This is a genomic window from Verrucosispora sp. SN26_14.1, assembly GCF_004307965.1.
Lineage (GTDB): Bacteria > Actinomycetota > Actinomycetes > Mycobacteriales > Micromonosporaceae > Micromonospora.
In genome coordinates this window covers 1-14,593 of sequence record NZ_SISL01000116.1, presented here as the reverse complement: position 1 = coordinate 14,593, position 14,593 = coordinate 1, and the positions used below count along the sequence as shown (strand labels likewise).

General features: G+C 72.4%; 10 protein-coding genes. 8 read left to right on the top strand and 2 right to left on the bottom strand.

Features of this window, described 5'->3' with window-relative positions; all coding sequences use genetic code 11:
- The first annotated feature begins 116 nt into the window (after positions 1 to 116).
- From EYA84_RS13305 to EYA84_RS13290, 4 genes are all read left to right on the top strand, one after another.
- Positions 117 to 803 carry a hypothetical protein gene (locus tag EYA84_RS13305; RefSeq protein ID WP_131053358.1) on the top strand — a complete coding sequence of 229 codons (687 nt, stop codon included), beginning with the start codon at positions 117 to 119 and terminating at the stop codon, positions 801 to 803.
- A gap of 400 nt (positions 804 to 1,203) precedes the next feature.
- Positions 1,204 to 1,788, top strand: a complete 585-nt coding sequence (locus EYA84_RS13300; RefSeq protein ID WP_131053357.1) for a hypothetical protein — start codon at positions 1,204 to 1,206, stop codon at positions 1,786 to 1,788.
- 268 nt (positions 1,789 to 2,056) lie between these two features.
- Positions 2,057 to 5,425, top strand: coding sequence for an endo-1,4-beta-xylanase (locus EYA84_RS13295; protein ID WP_131053356.1), 3,369 nt, complete (start codon positions 2,057 to 2,059; stop codon positions 5,423 to 5,425).
- Between the two features lie 338 nt (positions 5,426 to 5,763).
- Entirely contained in the window at positions 5,764 to 6,885 is a 1,122-nt protein-coding gene (locus EYA84_RS13290) for a M14 family zinc carboxypeptidase (protein ID WP_131053355.1), read from the top strand.
- Positions 6,886 to 6,985: 100 nt separating this feature from the next.
- Here the strand turns inward: EYA84_RS13290 and EYA84_RS13285 are convergent, their stop codons facing one another.
- A complete protein-coding gene (locus EYA84_RS13285) occupies positions 6,986 to 8,638 on the bottom strand; it encodes an amidohydrolase (RefSeq protein ID WP_131053354.1) in 1,653 nt (550 codons plus the stop codon).
- Position 8,639: 1 nt separating this feature from the next.
- Positions 8,640 to 9,218, bottom strand: a complete 579-nt coding sequence (locus EYA84_RS13280; protein ID WP_131053353.1) for a TetR/AcrR family transcriptional regulator — start codon at positions 9,216 to 9,218, stop codon at positions 8,640 to 8,642.
- A 149-nt stretch (positions 9,219 to 9,367) separates the two neighbouring features.
- Here EYA84_RS13280 and EYA84_RS13275 point away from each other — a divergent pair, with 149 nt between their 5' ends.
- From EYA84_RS13275 to EYA84_RS13260, 4 genes are all read left to right on the top strand, one after another.
- The gene (locus EYA84_RS13275; RefSeq protein ID WP_131053352.1) at positions 9,368 to 10,609 is read left to right on the top strand and encodes a cytochrome P450; all 1,242 of its coding nucleotides are present in this window, start codon (positions 9,368 to 9,370) and stop codon (positions 10,607 to 10,609) included.
- A gap of 146 nt (positions 10,610 to 10,755) precedes the next feature.
- Complete coding sequence (locus EYA84_RS13270; RefSeq protein WP_131053351.1) at positions 10,756 to 12,411, top strand: hypothetical protein; 1,656 nt, start codon at positions 10,756 to 10,758, stop codon at positions 12,409 to 12,411.
- Complete coding sequence (locus EYA84_RS13265) at positions 12,411 to 13,493, top strand: hypothetical protein (protein WP_131053350.1); 1,083 nt, start codon at positions 12,411 to 12,413, stop codon at positions 13,491 to 13,493. The genes EYA84_RS13270 and EYA84_RS13265 overlap by 1 nt, the downstream gene beginning before the upstream one ends.
- Positions 13,490 to 14,539: a hypothetical protein gene (locus tag EYA84_RS13260; protein WP_131053349.1), complete on the top strand. Its 1,050-nt coding sequence runs from the start codon at positions 13,490 to 13,492 to the stop codon at positions 14,537 to 14,539. The genes EYA84_RS13265 and EYA84_RS13260 overlap by 4 nt, the downstream gene beginning before the upstream one ends.
- Positions 14,540 to 14,593 lie beyond the last annotated feature (54 nt).

Sequence of the window (14,593 nt, the reverse complement as noted above, 5' to 3'; positions counted from 1 at the left end):
ACCGCCGACGGTCCGGACCGCCACGCCCACCACGGTCTGGGCGGGCCGGCCCACCGGCGGCCGGGCCGGTCGGGACGAAACGGCCACCGGCGTTCTGATCTCCTCCGGAGGTGTCGATGAGTGAGAACCCGCCGCCCCGGCACAACTCGTCGGGCGACCGGGCCACGGGCCTGGTTCACCCGGCCCGGCGACGAACGCCGCTGGCCGGTCGCCCCCTGCCACGGCTACCGATCCCGGTGTCCCGGCTCTCCGGTGAGAACGTGGACCCTCTCCTGCGGACTCGGCGGCCGGTGCGGCGGTACCTCGCCGACCCGCTGCCCCGCGCCGACGTGCTGCGGGTCTGTCAGGCCGCCGTCGACGCCGCGCAGCCGGTCGCACCGGAGGACACCGACGCGGCCCGCTGGTTGGTGTTCGTCCGCGCGGTCACCGGCACCACCCCGGGCGTCCACGAGTACCGCGACGGCGAGCTGATCGACGCGGCCGGGCTACCGGCGGCCGAGGCGATGGCCGGGCTGGCCTCGGGCCCGTTCGCCACGGCGCCGTGCGTGCTGGCGCCGGTGTGGGATCTGGGCACCGCGCCGACCGGGCAGGGCGTCGACGTCCACCTCACCCTGTTGCTGCGTTCCGGCGCCAGCCTGCACGCCGCCCACCTGCTGGCGGTGCGGCGGGGTTTCGGCGGATGCCTGTTCCGGAATCCGCATCCGGCCGCGCCGTCCGGCGTCGCCGGTGGGTACGACCTGACCGCCCGGCCGTTCCTGGCGCTGGCCGTCGGCCGGCCGGACCCGCGGGAGCACGCCGGATGAGTCGATCGGGAGATCCACCGCACGGTCAGCCGGTGGTCGACGCTCTTCACGACCTCGCGATGGCCCACGGGACGGAATAGCCACCTCGGCGACGGTCGATGTTGCCGGACCTGGTCCGCGCATGCTGGAATGGCTCATATCGCCGCAGCGCGGGGGCAAACGCGCTGGGAACGGCCAGCACGGGAGCAGTGCTATGCCGGCAGCGCGCCGCATCGGCAGACGGTCGCGCGCCGCATCGCCAGGCCATCACCACGACGACGGGCACATTTCCGGGCAGGTGTCCCCGCCGTACGTGTGTCCTCCGGTTCTCGTCAGCGACGCGGCTGCGGCGCGGACGTGCCGGGGGTGTCCGACGTGATCTGCCGACGCAGCAGAACCGGCGACGAGGTGAGAAGCAGTCATGATTTCCCGACAGAGTGTGGCGGGGTGGTACCGGAACCGCTTCGTGTGGGTGGCGGTGATCGTGCTGACGGTCTCGGTGACCGCAGTGGCGCTGGTCAGCGCGGCCGAGACGGACACGAAGCCGACGGACCTGCGCGGGCAGCTCATGACCTGGATGCGCGCCACGCTCGAACAGGCGGACCCGGGGCAGCACAACCACGCCGGCCATACGCCCCAGCAGGCGGCCGACGGGCAGGAGACGCCGCCGGAGGTGGTCTGCGGGGTCCACGTCTACGGCTTCGAGCCGGCCGAGGTGACCTCGATCGCCGACGTCCGGACGGTCTACGGCTTCCACCTCTGCGGGGTGGCCGAGCAGAAGCGCACCTGGGACTGGGCGGTCAAGCTGGCCGGTCCGGTCATCATGGACCGCTCCACCAACCCGCCGGGCATCCAGGTGGTCGAGGCGACCGAGGACGTCTTCTTCATCGACCGGCTGCGGCAGATGTTCCCGGCGAAGTACGCCGACCTGGCGCAGAAGGAGTCGCTGGAGCCCGGGGAGATGGCCGACCTGCGGCGCCGGTACGACGCGGCGGCCGGGCTGTGACCCGTACCGCCTGACGCGGCGACCGTTCCCGTCAGTTCCGAGGTAAGGAAGGGTCCCCTGCTATCGCCTGGTGCATAGCAGGGGACCCTTCCTTACACATCGCTGTCAACCTCCGTCAGGCCGATCGTTACCGATCCATTTTCCGAAACTTTCCGGAAGTTCTGGTCACGACATTCGGTCCGACATAACATGCACGCGCTTGGATGCGTCCGGTACGCCTCCGGTGAATCACCCCGCCACCAGCCCCGATCGCGTAAAGGGAACACCGATGCGCTTCTGGAAATCCGCTCGCCGATCGCGACAGCGATCGCGACTTCTCGCCGTCCTCTGCACCACCACACTCGTCGCGGCGGTCGCCGTCGCACCCGGTCCGGCCGCCGCCGCGCAGACCGTCCTCTCCTCCGACTTCGAGTCCGGCTCGTACGCGCCGTGGGGGGCTCGGGGCGATGTGACCCTCGCTATCGCGCCGGAGGGCCACGACAGCGACAACAGCCTCTCGATCACCGGCCGGACGGCGAACTGGCAGGGCCCGGCGACCAGCGCGACGGCCCTGTTCACCCCCGGTACCCGCTACTCGGTCAGCGCCTGGGTGAAGCTCCCGGCCGGCACCGAGGGCACCGCCGGTGTGCACTTCACCGTCGAGTCGACGCCGGCCGACGGCGGCGACAACACGTACACCTGGATCGGCGACAGCGTGTCCGCGGGTGCGGACGAGTGGGTGCGGATCGGCGGCGACTACACGCTGCCCACCGGGCTCAGCGCGGCCACCCTCTACGTCGAGGCGGAGGGAACCACCCCGTTCCTGCTCGACGACGTACTGGTCACCGCGCCGGACGGCGGCACCGGACCGGCGCCGGGCACGGTGGTCGTCGACACCGACTTCGAGGACGGGTTGGACGGTTGGGGCCCACGCGACGGCGGGCCGGGGGCGCCGAGCGTCACGCTGACCGACGTCGCACACGGCGGGGAGGCCGCGGCGCTGGTCAGCGACCGGGTCAACCAGGGCGCCGGGCTCGGCCGGGACGTGACCGGGCTCGTCGAGCCGGGTGTGACGTACGAGTTCAGCGCCTGGCTGCGCTTCGCCGAGGGCCAGCCGACCGACGAGGTCTGGCTCAGCCTGGCCAGCACCAGCGGCGGCAGCCAGTCGTTCGCCACCCTCGCCCAGTTCACCACCGTCACCAACACCGGGTGGACGCAGGTGACGGCCCGCTTCACGGTGCCGGCGGCGGAGAGCGCGTACCTCTACGTCGAGACCCGCTGGCAGGGCGCGGACGTGCCCGGCAACACCAGTGACTTCCTCGCCGACGACATCGTCGTCCGGGTGCCCGAGCCGCCGGTGGTGGAGGACCTCACCGGCATCCACGAGACCACCGACTTCCCGGTCGGGGTGGCGATCGACGGCCGGGAGACCGAGGGTGCCGCCGCGCAACTGCTGACCCGGCACTTCAACCAGATCACGGCGGAGAACCACATGAAGCCGGAGGCCTGGTACGACGACGAGGGCGCCTTCCGCCCGCACGACCAGGCGCTGACCCTGATGGACTTCGCCCGCGACAACGACCTGAAGGTCTACGGTCACGTGCTGGTCTGGCACAGCCAGACGCCGGCCTGGTTCTTCCAGGACGCGGCCGGGCAGCCGCTGGGCACGTCCGCCGCCGACCAGCAGGTGCTGCGCGAGCGGCTGCGCACGCACATCTTCGCCGTCGCCCGGTCACTGAGTGAGCGGTACGGCGCCTTCGGCTCCGCCACCAACCCGCTGAACGCCTTCGACGCGGTCAACGAGGTGGTCAGCGACAGCGGCGAGTACGCCGACGGCCTGCGCCGCAGCGAGTGGTACCGGATCCTCGGCGAGTCCTTCATCGACCTGACGTTCGAGTACGCCGACGAGGCGTTCAACGACGTGTACGCGGTCGACGGCACCGACCCGGTGACCCTGTTCATCAACGACTACAACACCGAGCAGAGCGGCAAGCAGGCCCGCTACCGGGCACTGGTGGAGCGGCTGATCGCCCGGGGTGTGCCGGTCGACGGCGTGGGCCACCAGTTCCACGTCTCGCTGGCCACGCCGGTGAGCAGCCTGGAGGCGGCGCTGGACGCGTTCACCGACCTGCCGGTGACGCAGGCCGTCACGGAACTCGACGTCACCACCGGCACGCCGGTCACCCAGGCGAACCTGATCGAGCAGGGCTACTACTACCGGGACGCGTTCCGGATCTTCCGGGAGCACACCGACGATCTGCTGGCCGTCACCGTGTGGGGGTTGACCGACGGTCGCTCGTGGCGGTCCGGCAACGGCGCGCCGCTGCTCTTCGACGACAGCCTGCGCGCCAAGCCCGCCTACTACGGCGCGGTCGACGGTGAGCTGCCCGCCCGGCTGCGCACCGCCACCGTCTTCGCCGGGGACGTACCCCTGACGGCCGCCGCACCGACGGATCTGACCTGGCGCAAGCTGCCGCTGCACCCGGTGGAGGAGGCGGCCCGGTTCCAGTTGCGCTGGGCACCGGACCACCTCACCGCCTACGTCACGGTCACCGATGCCACGGTCTCCGCCGACGACCGGGTCGAGTTCGTCCTGAACGGGGAGACCTACCGGGTCCGGCGGGACGGCACGGGTGACGTACCGGCGGTGGCGGCGGCCCGGGACGGCGGCTACCACCTGGTCGCCCACCTGCCGCTGACCGAGGCGACCCGGGGCGACACGCTCTCCCTCGACGTCCGGGTCACCGACGACGGCACCACCTCCGGCTGGAACACGCCGGGTGCGGTGGGCACCCTGACCCTGGTGGAGGAGTTGTCGTACCTGGAGGTGCGCCGGGCACCGAGCGCGCCGGTGGTCGACGGCACGGTGGACACCGTCTGGGCGCAGGCGAGCACGGTGACCACGGCGAAGCAGGTCTCCGGCACCGACGGGGCGGTGGCGCAGGTCCGTACGCTGTGGCGGGACCAGACGCTCTACGTGCTGGCCGAGGTGACCGATCCGGAGGTGGACGTCTCCGGGTCGGACCCGTGGACCCAGGACTCGGTCGAGATCTACGTCGACGCGGGCAACGCCAAGAACGGCTCCTTCCGCTACGACGACACCCAGATCCGGATCAACGCCGACAACGTGGTGTCGTTCGGCACCGGTGACGAGGGGTTCCAGGCGGGACGGTTGACCAGCGCGGCCGTGCGGACCGCGACGGGCTACACCGTCGAGGCCGCGATCAGCCTGCTCGAGTACGGCGGCATCGACACGTTCCACGGCCTGGACTTCCAGGTCAACGACGCCTCCGGTGGTACGCGCACGTCGATCCGCAACTGGGCCGAGCAGGAGGGTGTCGGCTACCAGAGCACCGCCCGTTGGGGCGTCGGCCGGCTGGTCGAGGGCTCCACCGTGGAGGTCACGCTCACCCGGGTGGCCCGGTGGAACTCCGACAGCGGCGGGGGCTACTGCGCCACCGTCACCGCCACCAACACCGGCGACAAGCCGGTGGCCTGGACCGCGATCGTCGACCTGGAGGGCGACATCTACACCGCGTGGAACTTCACCCGGGAACGCCAGGACGACGGCAGCTACCGGATCAGCGGTGTGGACTGGAACCGCACCCTGAAACCCGGCGCCAGCACCCACAGCGTCGGATACTGCGCCAACCTGTAGGAGTCGACTCCGGCCCCGGTCGACGCCGGGGCCGGAGTCGGAGGATGGCGGCCATCGCGCAGAGCGATGGCCGCCATCGGCGTACCCGGCGACGGGTGGCGGAGCGGGCCGCGTAGGACATTCGACGGAGCCGCGAGCACCCGATCCTGAACAGACGACGGAACTTCTCCACCGCCCTTGACCTGCGAAAACGCCCCCTTGTTGAATGAGCGCACCGCGGAGCCTTCCGACCGGGAAGGTCGCAGCCAGCCAGCACAGCGGCGCTCACCGGCGCGCGGAGTCGCACACGATCGTCTTGCTGGGCGCTACCCGCGGTCACCCGAGAAGGGACGTCACCAGTGTCCAGACCACGTCGCCGGCATCTCATCCTCCTCGCCGCGCTCCTGCTCGCCCCCGCCGTCGTACCCGGAACCGCCCAGGCGAACGGGCCGTTCGTGCCGCCGAACCAGGAGACCGTCAACCGCTCCTCGATGCTCAGCGCCACCGAGGTCTCGGCCGAGCTGCGTGCGTTGCAGGCCCGCAGCAAGGGCGCCCTGCGGGTGCAGGAGGTCGGCCGCAGTGGCCAGGGCCGCCCGCTGGAGGTGGCCTTCATCGGCACCGGCAGCACCCGGATCTGGATCCAGGGCCGCATCCACGGCAACGAGCCGTACGGCGCCGAGGCCTCGTTGGGCTTCCTGAAGACGCTCGTCTCCGGCGGTAAGCACGCGCGGGAGGTGTTGCAGCAGGTCAGCTTCGCGGTCGTCCCGATCTACAACCCGGACGGTTCCGAGGCGTACCGGCGGCAGGACAGCGTCCACAACGTCGACCTCAACCGCGACTGGGGAGTGGACCGGCCGATCTTCGACCGGCTCAACGCGGTCCGGGCCGGTCTCGGTCAGGCGCCGCTGTCCGAGCAGACCTTCGCCAACTACACCCGGCACCGTGCCGTCGAGTCGCAGGCGTTCTGGTACGTCTGGGCCGACTTCAAACCACACCACATCATCGACCTGCACCACCAGGGCACGTACGTCGTCGGCGACACCGACGAGATGACCACGTTCTCGGTCGGCATCTCCCTCGACCCCGGCATGCTCACCCCGCAGCAGTGGGACACCGTACGCCGGATGGGCGTGGTGGCCGCGGACGCGGCGGGTCGCAGCGGAGTGGTCAACGTGACCCGCTACCCGTACATCAACATCCCGGAGGGCGTCACCTCGGCCGCGATGCTCGACGGCCCCGGGCCGCGCGGCGAGTACGCCAACTGGCGCAGCAACGCGATGTTCTTCGAGTCGCGCGGCGGCATCGGCCACAAGAGCAGCGGCTACCTGATCAAGCAGAACGTCGACGGGCTCTGGGCCATCGTCGACTCGATCAGTGACGGCTCGCTGGCCGATGTCGACGCCGACCGGTGGAGCGACATCCCGGCGCGGGGTGCCTCGATCTCCACCTGCGCCAAGTTCCCGCAGCAATGTGAGTTCTGATCTTCGACGCGATCGCTGACCCGACGGTGGTCCACGTTCCGGTCCCGGAGCGTGGACCACCGTCGTCGCGTCGACCTGACCGTCTCGGGACGAGGGCGGCTCAGGCGGTCCGGCGGCCGGCGCACCAGGTGCCGGTGACGGCGATGTCGCCGAGATGGTCGGGGTCGGCGTGCACCGGGTCCTGGTCCAGTTCGACCAGGTCGGCGGCGGCCCCGGGGCGCAGCACACCGGCCCGGCCGGCCAGCCCCAGCGCCACGGCGGCGTCCCGGGTGTAGGCCGCCAGGGCTTCGGTGACGGTGAGACCCTCGTCCGGGTGGACGATGTCGCCGCCCGCCACGCGTCGGGTGACCGCGGCCTGGATGCCGACCAGAGGCAAGAGCGTGCCGGCCGGATAGTCGGTGCTGGCCGCCACCGACGCTCCGGCGTCGCGCAACGTGCGCAGCGGGACGAGCCGCAACGGTGCGGGCAACGGGAGCACCGTCAGCTCCGCGCCGAGGTCGTGCAGGAAGGACGGCTGCGTGACCACGTGCACGCCCGCGTCGGCGAGCCGACGCGCGGTGGCCGGATCGCAGACCATCGCGTGCTCGATCCGGATCGGGGTGTCGAGCCCGTCGACGGCGGCGAGGGCGTCGGCGAGGGCACCGTTTCCGACCGCGTGCAGGGCCGGCGGCAGGCCACGGTCGACCGCCGCCCGGACAGCGGTGGTCAGCCGGTCACGATCCAGCACGCGAAGGCCGTTGTGCCAGCGGCCGTCCGGGCGGCGGGTCGGGGTGCCACCACGCCGGGACAGGGCCAGGGCCCGGCGCCCGTGCCGCAGCAGCGCCCGGGGCATGCCGGCGACCGAACGGAGCATCTGTCCACCCGTGAGGCACAGGTCGCACCGCTCGCCGCCGTCGACGAGGAGCTTGAAGCCACCGAGCGGGGTACGGGGATGTCCGTGATCCCGATCCGGGTCGAGGTCGGGCAGGGTGGGGTCACCGATCTCGGCCGCGCCGACATGCCAGCGGTGCACGGTCACCGCCAACTCGGGCGCGGCGCGGGCGTACCGGGCGGCGCCCTCCGGCGGCACCGCGAGGTCGCCGATGCGGGTGATGCCGTGCCGGGCCAGGATCCGGCTGTGCGCGACGGCGCGATCCACCCAGGCGTCGTCGTCGCCGGTGGCGCGGCGGGTCAGCGACTCGGCGACGAAGCTGGCCTGTTCGACGAGGACGCCGGTGGGGCGTCCACGGCGGTCCCGTTCCAGGTGGCCGCCGCCCGGGTCGGGGGTGGCGCTGCCGTACCCGAGGGCGGCCAGGCCGGCGGAGTTGACCGTGGACTCGTGATAGGTGACCGAGAACAGGTGCAACGGCCGGTCCGGGCAGGCGGTGTCCAGTTCGGAGGCGGTCGGCAGGCGACCCTCGGCCAGGTGCAGCGGGCGTACCCCGTGCAGGCGCAGCCAGCCGGTGCCGTGGTCGGCACGGACGACGGCGGCGATCCGGTCGAGCAGCTCGCGCAGTGTCGCGGGATGCGCGTCGAAGGCCCGGGTGTGCTCGTCAGCGGCCACCAGATAGAGGTGGTGGTGCGGGTCGACGAAGCCGGGTAGCAGGGTCCGGCCGGCGAGGTCGTGCACGGGCGCGCCGGGACCGGCGGCGGCGCGTACGGTCACCGCGTCCCCGGCCGAGAGAATCACCTCGCCGTCGATCGCCACCGCCTCGACGACCGGGTGGGCGGGGTCCATGGTGCGGATCGTGCCGCCGCTGAAGACGGTCCTCATGTCACGCTCCGAGTTGGGCGAGCAGCCCCTCGGCCCACGCCGCGAGGAAGCGGTCCCGCGCGACGTGTCCCGGCGGGCAGCCGTAGGTGAACTCGCTGATCGCGAAATAGAACAGCGACGACAGACTCACGGCGGCGACGGCTTCCGCGTCGAACCGGGGACGGTCTCCGGCGAGCTGCGCCAGCCAGGCGGCGACCTCGTCGAAGCCCGGTTGGAACAGCCGCTGGTAGACGTCGGTGAGGTCGACCGGCAGGTCGCCGCCGCCGCGTAGGACGAGTCGGTAGAGGTCCCGGTCCGCCTCGACGGTGGCGAGCACCGCCCGGCCGGCGACCGCGATCGCGGTGCGCGGGGCGGTGAGGTCGGCGATCCCGGGTTGGGCCTGTGCGGCACGGCGACTGTGCAGGACCCGGTCGAAGGCGGCCACGAGCAGTTCGCGTTTCGACCCGACGTGGCGGTAGAGCCCGCCCGCGCCGGGAGACAGCCCGGCGGCGGCCTCGATCTGCGTGATCGTGGTCGCCCGGTAGCCCTGCTCGGCGAAGAGACGCAGCGCCACGTCGATGATCTCGTCCCGACGACCCATCGCATAAGTAAACACTTACTTACCGGGTTCCCGCAACCGCTGCGCCACCCCGCCACCACCGCCGACGGTGGGCTCGGCGCGCATGCCCCGCCCCGTTCGTGTCCGGCGGGGCCGGTTTGACCGTCGGGTGAACGGGCAGGACCACCGGTATGCCGACTGACCTGCTGCATCGGGTGGACGACACCCTGACACTCGCGATCCAGGGCTACGGGTGGCTGCCGAACCGCCTGCGTGCGGATCAGACGGACGTGGTGCGTACCCGTCTGCTGGGCCAGACCGCCGTGGCGCTACACGGCCCCGACGCGGCCCGTTTCTTCTACGACGAGCGCCACATCCGGCGGCACGGGGCGATCCCGGAACCGATCCGCGGCACGCTGTTCGGCAAGGGGGCGGTGCACACCCTCGACGGTGAGCCGCACCGGGTGCGTAAGGCGATGTTCACCTCGCTGCTGATGAGCGGCGGCTTCGACGGGCTGGTGACCCGGACCGAGGTGGCCTGGGACGAGGCCGCGCGGTCCTGGGCGGGTCGGCGGGTGGTGCTGTTCACGGAGACCGCCGAGGTGTTGACCCGCGCGGTCTGCGACTGGACCGGGGCCCCGGTGGACGACCGGGACGTGCCGGAACTCGCCGCGAACCTGGTCGCCGAGGTGGACGGCTTCGCCACCGCCGGGCCACGGCACTGGCGGGCCCGTCGCTCCCGGGGACGCCTCGAACGCCGGTTCGGCGATCTCGTCGACCGGGTACGCCGGGGCGAGGCCGCCGCGCCGGAGGGCTCGGCGCTGGCGGCGGTGGCCGCGCACGAGGACAGCGACGGGCGGCTGCTCGATCCGAAGACCGCCGCGGTGGAGTTGCTCAACATCATCCGGCCGACGGTGGCGATCACCTGGTTCGTGGCCTTCGCCGGGCACGCCCTGCACCGGTGGCCCGCGCACCGGGACCGGCTGCGCGCGGCGGAGCCCGCCTTCGTCGAGGCGTTCGCCCACGAGGTCCGCCGCTTCTACCCGTTCGCGCCCTTCGTCGGCGGGCGCGCGGCGACCGACCTGAGCTGGCGGGGCACCGACATCCCGAGCGGCGCCATCGTGCTGCTCGACCTGTACGGCCAGAACCACGACGCCCGACTGTGGCCGGAGCCGTACCGGTTCGACCCGGACCGCTTCGTCCACCGGGAGATCGGCCCGTTCGACCTGGTCCCACAGGGCGGCGGCGACCCCCGCACCGGCCACCGATGCCCCGGTGAACAGATCACCGTCGCGCTGCTGGGTGCGCTCGCCGTCCGGCTGGCCCGCCTCGACTACCGGGTCCCGGATCAGGACCTGGACATCCCGCTGCACCGCATCCCGACCCGGCCGGTGAGCGGTGTGGTGCTCGCCGTGGCGGGGTCGTCCGACTGAGCGACGGCGTCCCGCACGCCCGCCCGGCGCCCGCCGCGCCGGATCGGGGTTCTTCACCGGCCGGTCACCGTCCGTTCGGCTCCCGTGCGTACCGTGGCCGTAGCGTCCGACGCCGACTCACGTATCGGGAGAAGGACGGGTTTCGGGTGTGGCTCGGGGCTGACAAGAAGGAGTTCGAGGCGTTCCTCGACTCCGCCGCTGTCTACTGGCGCAAGAACGTGGGCGCCGCGTCGTCGGAGCGGTACCTCGTCGTCGAGGTGTTCCACCAGGACATCCGAGTGGCGATGCGCAACCTGGCGGTCGCCAACGCGATCCGCCGGATCGTGCCCGCCCACCTCGTCGTCGTCACCGGCGTCGAGCAGATGTGGCACGAGGCGCTGTGGACCGAGTTCGACGTCAAGCTCGTCGAGCGTCTCGCCCGGGCGTACGGCGCGACCGAGGTGGTGGACCTCTATCAGCTTGTCGAGGGCCCGGCCCGGTCGGGTACGCCCGAGCATGTGCCGGTGGAGCTGTTCGGCAGGCGGTTGACCCCCGGCCCGTCGATCGACGCGGCGACGCTGGCCGAGTTCGTCAGCGCCACCTACTGCCGGGTGACCAAGCGGCCCCGCCCGCCCGAGGAGCCCGGCGCCGACCCGCGCTACCGGCGGCGGGAGGCGTTGGCCCGAGCCATCTCGTCCGGCTACGACGCCCTGCTCGGTGGCGGATCCGTGGTGGCGCTGGTGACCAGTCACGTCGACTACGACCACTGGGGGCTCGCGGTGGACTCGGCGCGGCGGGCCGGCGTACCGGTGGTGCACACCCAGCAGACCGGGTGCCTGAAGGCGTACGCGCTGTTCCCCGAGGCGGACACCGGCCGGCACACGTTACGGGGTGAACTCACCCACCAGATCGGCGCCTTCTTCGCCGAACGCGTCTGGTCGCGGCGCGACGAGGTGCGGCGCAACGCGGAGCTGGTGGCCTGGCGGTCGAAGGTCAACCTGGGTCGGCCGAGCTGGTGGCGCGGCGGTGCGAGCGCCTCCGTGGACATCAGCAACAGCGCGGAACGGGCCCGGCTGCGGACCCACTTCGCGGCGCGGCTGGGCTTCGACCCGACCCGGCCGGTGGTGGCGGTCTTCAACCACGCGGTGTCCGACGCCCCCGGCACCAACCACCAGTCCTTCCCCACCCTGGCCGACTGGTTCGAGGAGACCGCGCGGTATGCCGGCACCTGCACGGAGGTGCAGTGGCTGTTCCAGGACCACCCGAGCCAGTTCCGCTACGACAGCACCGGCTTCTTCGACTCGGTCGCCGCCCGCCACGGGCGGCACCGGCACATGGTGTTCCAGCCCAGCAGCGAGCTGAGCAAGAACGGCCTGTGGAGCCTGGTCGACCTGGGCGTCACCGTCCGGGGCAGCGTGAGCAACGAGCTGCCCGCGTACGGCATCCCGGTGATCCAGGCGGGGTGGTCCGAGTGGAGCGAGTGTGGTCTGTCCACCGTGGTGGAGGATCCGGAGGCGTACCGGAAGGCGCTCGACGCGGCGATCAGCGGTCTCTGCGGTGGACAGGAGCTGATCTCGGTCGAGCAGGTCGAGCGGGCGCGACTCTGGCTGTGGTTCTATCGCAGCGCCACCGACCTGGTCACCCCGCAGGTGCCGCACTGGGAGGTGTGGCCCGCCGGGTATCTGCTCAAGGCGGTGCAGACCGCCTTCCGGCACATCGAGAGCGACGCCGATCCGCTGTTCGACGCCGTCGCCCGGATGTGGACCCGGCGGGAGCCGGTGCTGACCCGGACGGACCTGCGGGCGCCGGAAGGAGTCCGGTAGTGGCCGTCGGCACGTGGTTCGCCACCGAGTTCGACGAGCCGGCCGAGCCACGCGGTCTGCCCGCGCTCTTCGCCTCCGGCGCGGACTCCGAGGTGCTGGTGGCCGACCGGATGGCCCGGGGCGTCGCGATCCTGGGACGGGTCCAGGGCGTCTCCGGCGCGGTCGTCCTCAAGGTCCGCACCGGCGGGCGGGCGGTCCGCGTCCGCGTCGACCTGCACGTCGACGGCGCCTCGCAGACCGCCTGGTCCCGGGTGGCCGCACCGACCCGGGGCGTCCGCGAGCTGCCCCGGCTGGTGATGGTCCGGGCACAGGGCACCGACCGGGTCGCCGCCCTGATCCGCCGTCAGCACGGCCGGCTACGGATGGTCGAGGCGCACGCCTGGGTCGAGTTCGACCTGGGCGCGGAGGAGATCGGCGCGGACGAGCTGCTGATCGTCGAGGTAGCGGAGGCGACGCTGCCGGCGTGGGCGTCCCCGTCGTTGAGCGCGCTGGCCGCGGTCGGTGTACGGATCAACCAGGTGGAGGTCACCGCACTCGACGACGTCGATCCGCCGGGCACCTCGGGCCGGGTGACCGGGCAGGCCGCCCAGCACACCGGCCTGGCCAGCGCCGGTGGTCTGGTGGGGGCACGCGGGCGCGGTGAGGGTCCCGCCCGCACCGGATTCGTCGTGGTCAACGCCGACGCCACGTCGGTGCGGTGCCGCCTCCGGGTGACCACCGCCTCGGTGGCTCCCTCCGCCATCCGCGACCCCCGTCGGGCGTGGATGCGTCGCGGCAAGGCACAGACCGTATTGAAGGCGGTCCGGGTGGCGCAGCGCGGGGCCGGGTACGCGTTGTTCGAGGCGTCGCCGTTCACCGGGCCACCGCGCCCGGAGCAGCTCCGCGTACGCGCCGCGAACCTGGTCGACGGCGGTGACTGCCGGGTGGCGGTGACCACCGACGACGCGGAGACGCTCGACGTGGTGGTCACCCGGACGACGCCGGGTCCGGTGCTGATCGGAGTGGACGAACCCGACGCCACCGCGATGCGCCGACGGGTCTGCGAGGTCGTCTGCCGGGTCGTCGAGCTGGAGTGGTCGTGACCGGCTCCCCCGGCCACGACCCGGTACTCACCGACGACCCGACTGCCAACCGGGCCGCCGTGGCGCGGATCCTGGGGTCCGGGTCAGGCGGCACGCTGCGGCTGCCGGCCGGCACCTACCCGCTCGACCGGGGACTGGTCGTCGGCGACGGCTGGACCCTGGCCGGCGCCCCACCGGCGGACGGGACGGTCCGGACCTGGCTGACCTCGTCCGCGTCGGACGGCGAGCCGCTGATCCACGTGCTCGGCTCGCGGGTCACCGTGCGGGACATCGGTCTGCGCCCGCCGCCGTGTGCCCCCGGCTCGCACGGCGGCGACCGGGGCACCGCCGTCACCGTCGGCAGGTACCTCTACCCGACCGAGACGGAGTGGATCTCCGACGTACGGATCCACGGTGTCCGGGTGGAGCGTCCCGGCACCCGGACGGCCAACTGCGTCACCCTGGTCGGTGCGGTCCGGGACGTCGTAATCTCCGACGTGACGATCGTCGGCGGCTGCACCGGGGTCGCCGTGCACTGGGGAGCGGTCGGCGACGGGGTCGACGCGATCCGTGGCCCCTCCTACCACCCGCATCACGTCACCATCTCCGACCTGCGGGTCTCCGACGCCTTCGAGGGCTTCTACCTCAGCTCGGTGCACGACGTCGAGGTGGACCGGGCCTGCCTGTCGGAGGTGGAGATCGGCTTCCGGCTGCTGCCCGGCGACAACACCGACCGTTTCCACCGGGCGCACGGCACCTCGATCGGCGAACGCATCCGGGTGTCGCGGATCCACGTCGCCTGGAACGGCCCGTTGTACGCGGTGCGGATCGCGGGCTGGGGACGCAGCGAGGTCGACCACTCGGTGCGGGTGCTGGAATACCGAGACGTGGTGGTCACCGACTGCACCCTCGTCCCGCTGCCGCCGGCCCCGTCCGGCCCGGCCGATCCACTGCGGGCTCGCGCGCCCGTCGTGGTCGAGCAGGCGTCCGGAGTTCTCCTGGAGGCGATCCGCGTCGACCTGCGGACGCCGTCACCCGGGGGCAGGTGCTGCCCGGCCGGCTCCTGACCGACCCCCGGCCCGACTACCCGACCTCGCCCTGCACCCGCGCGGGTGCAGGGC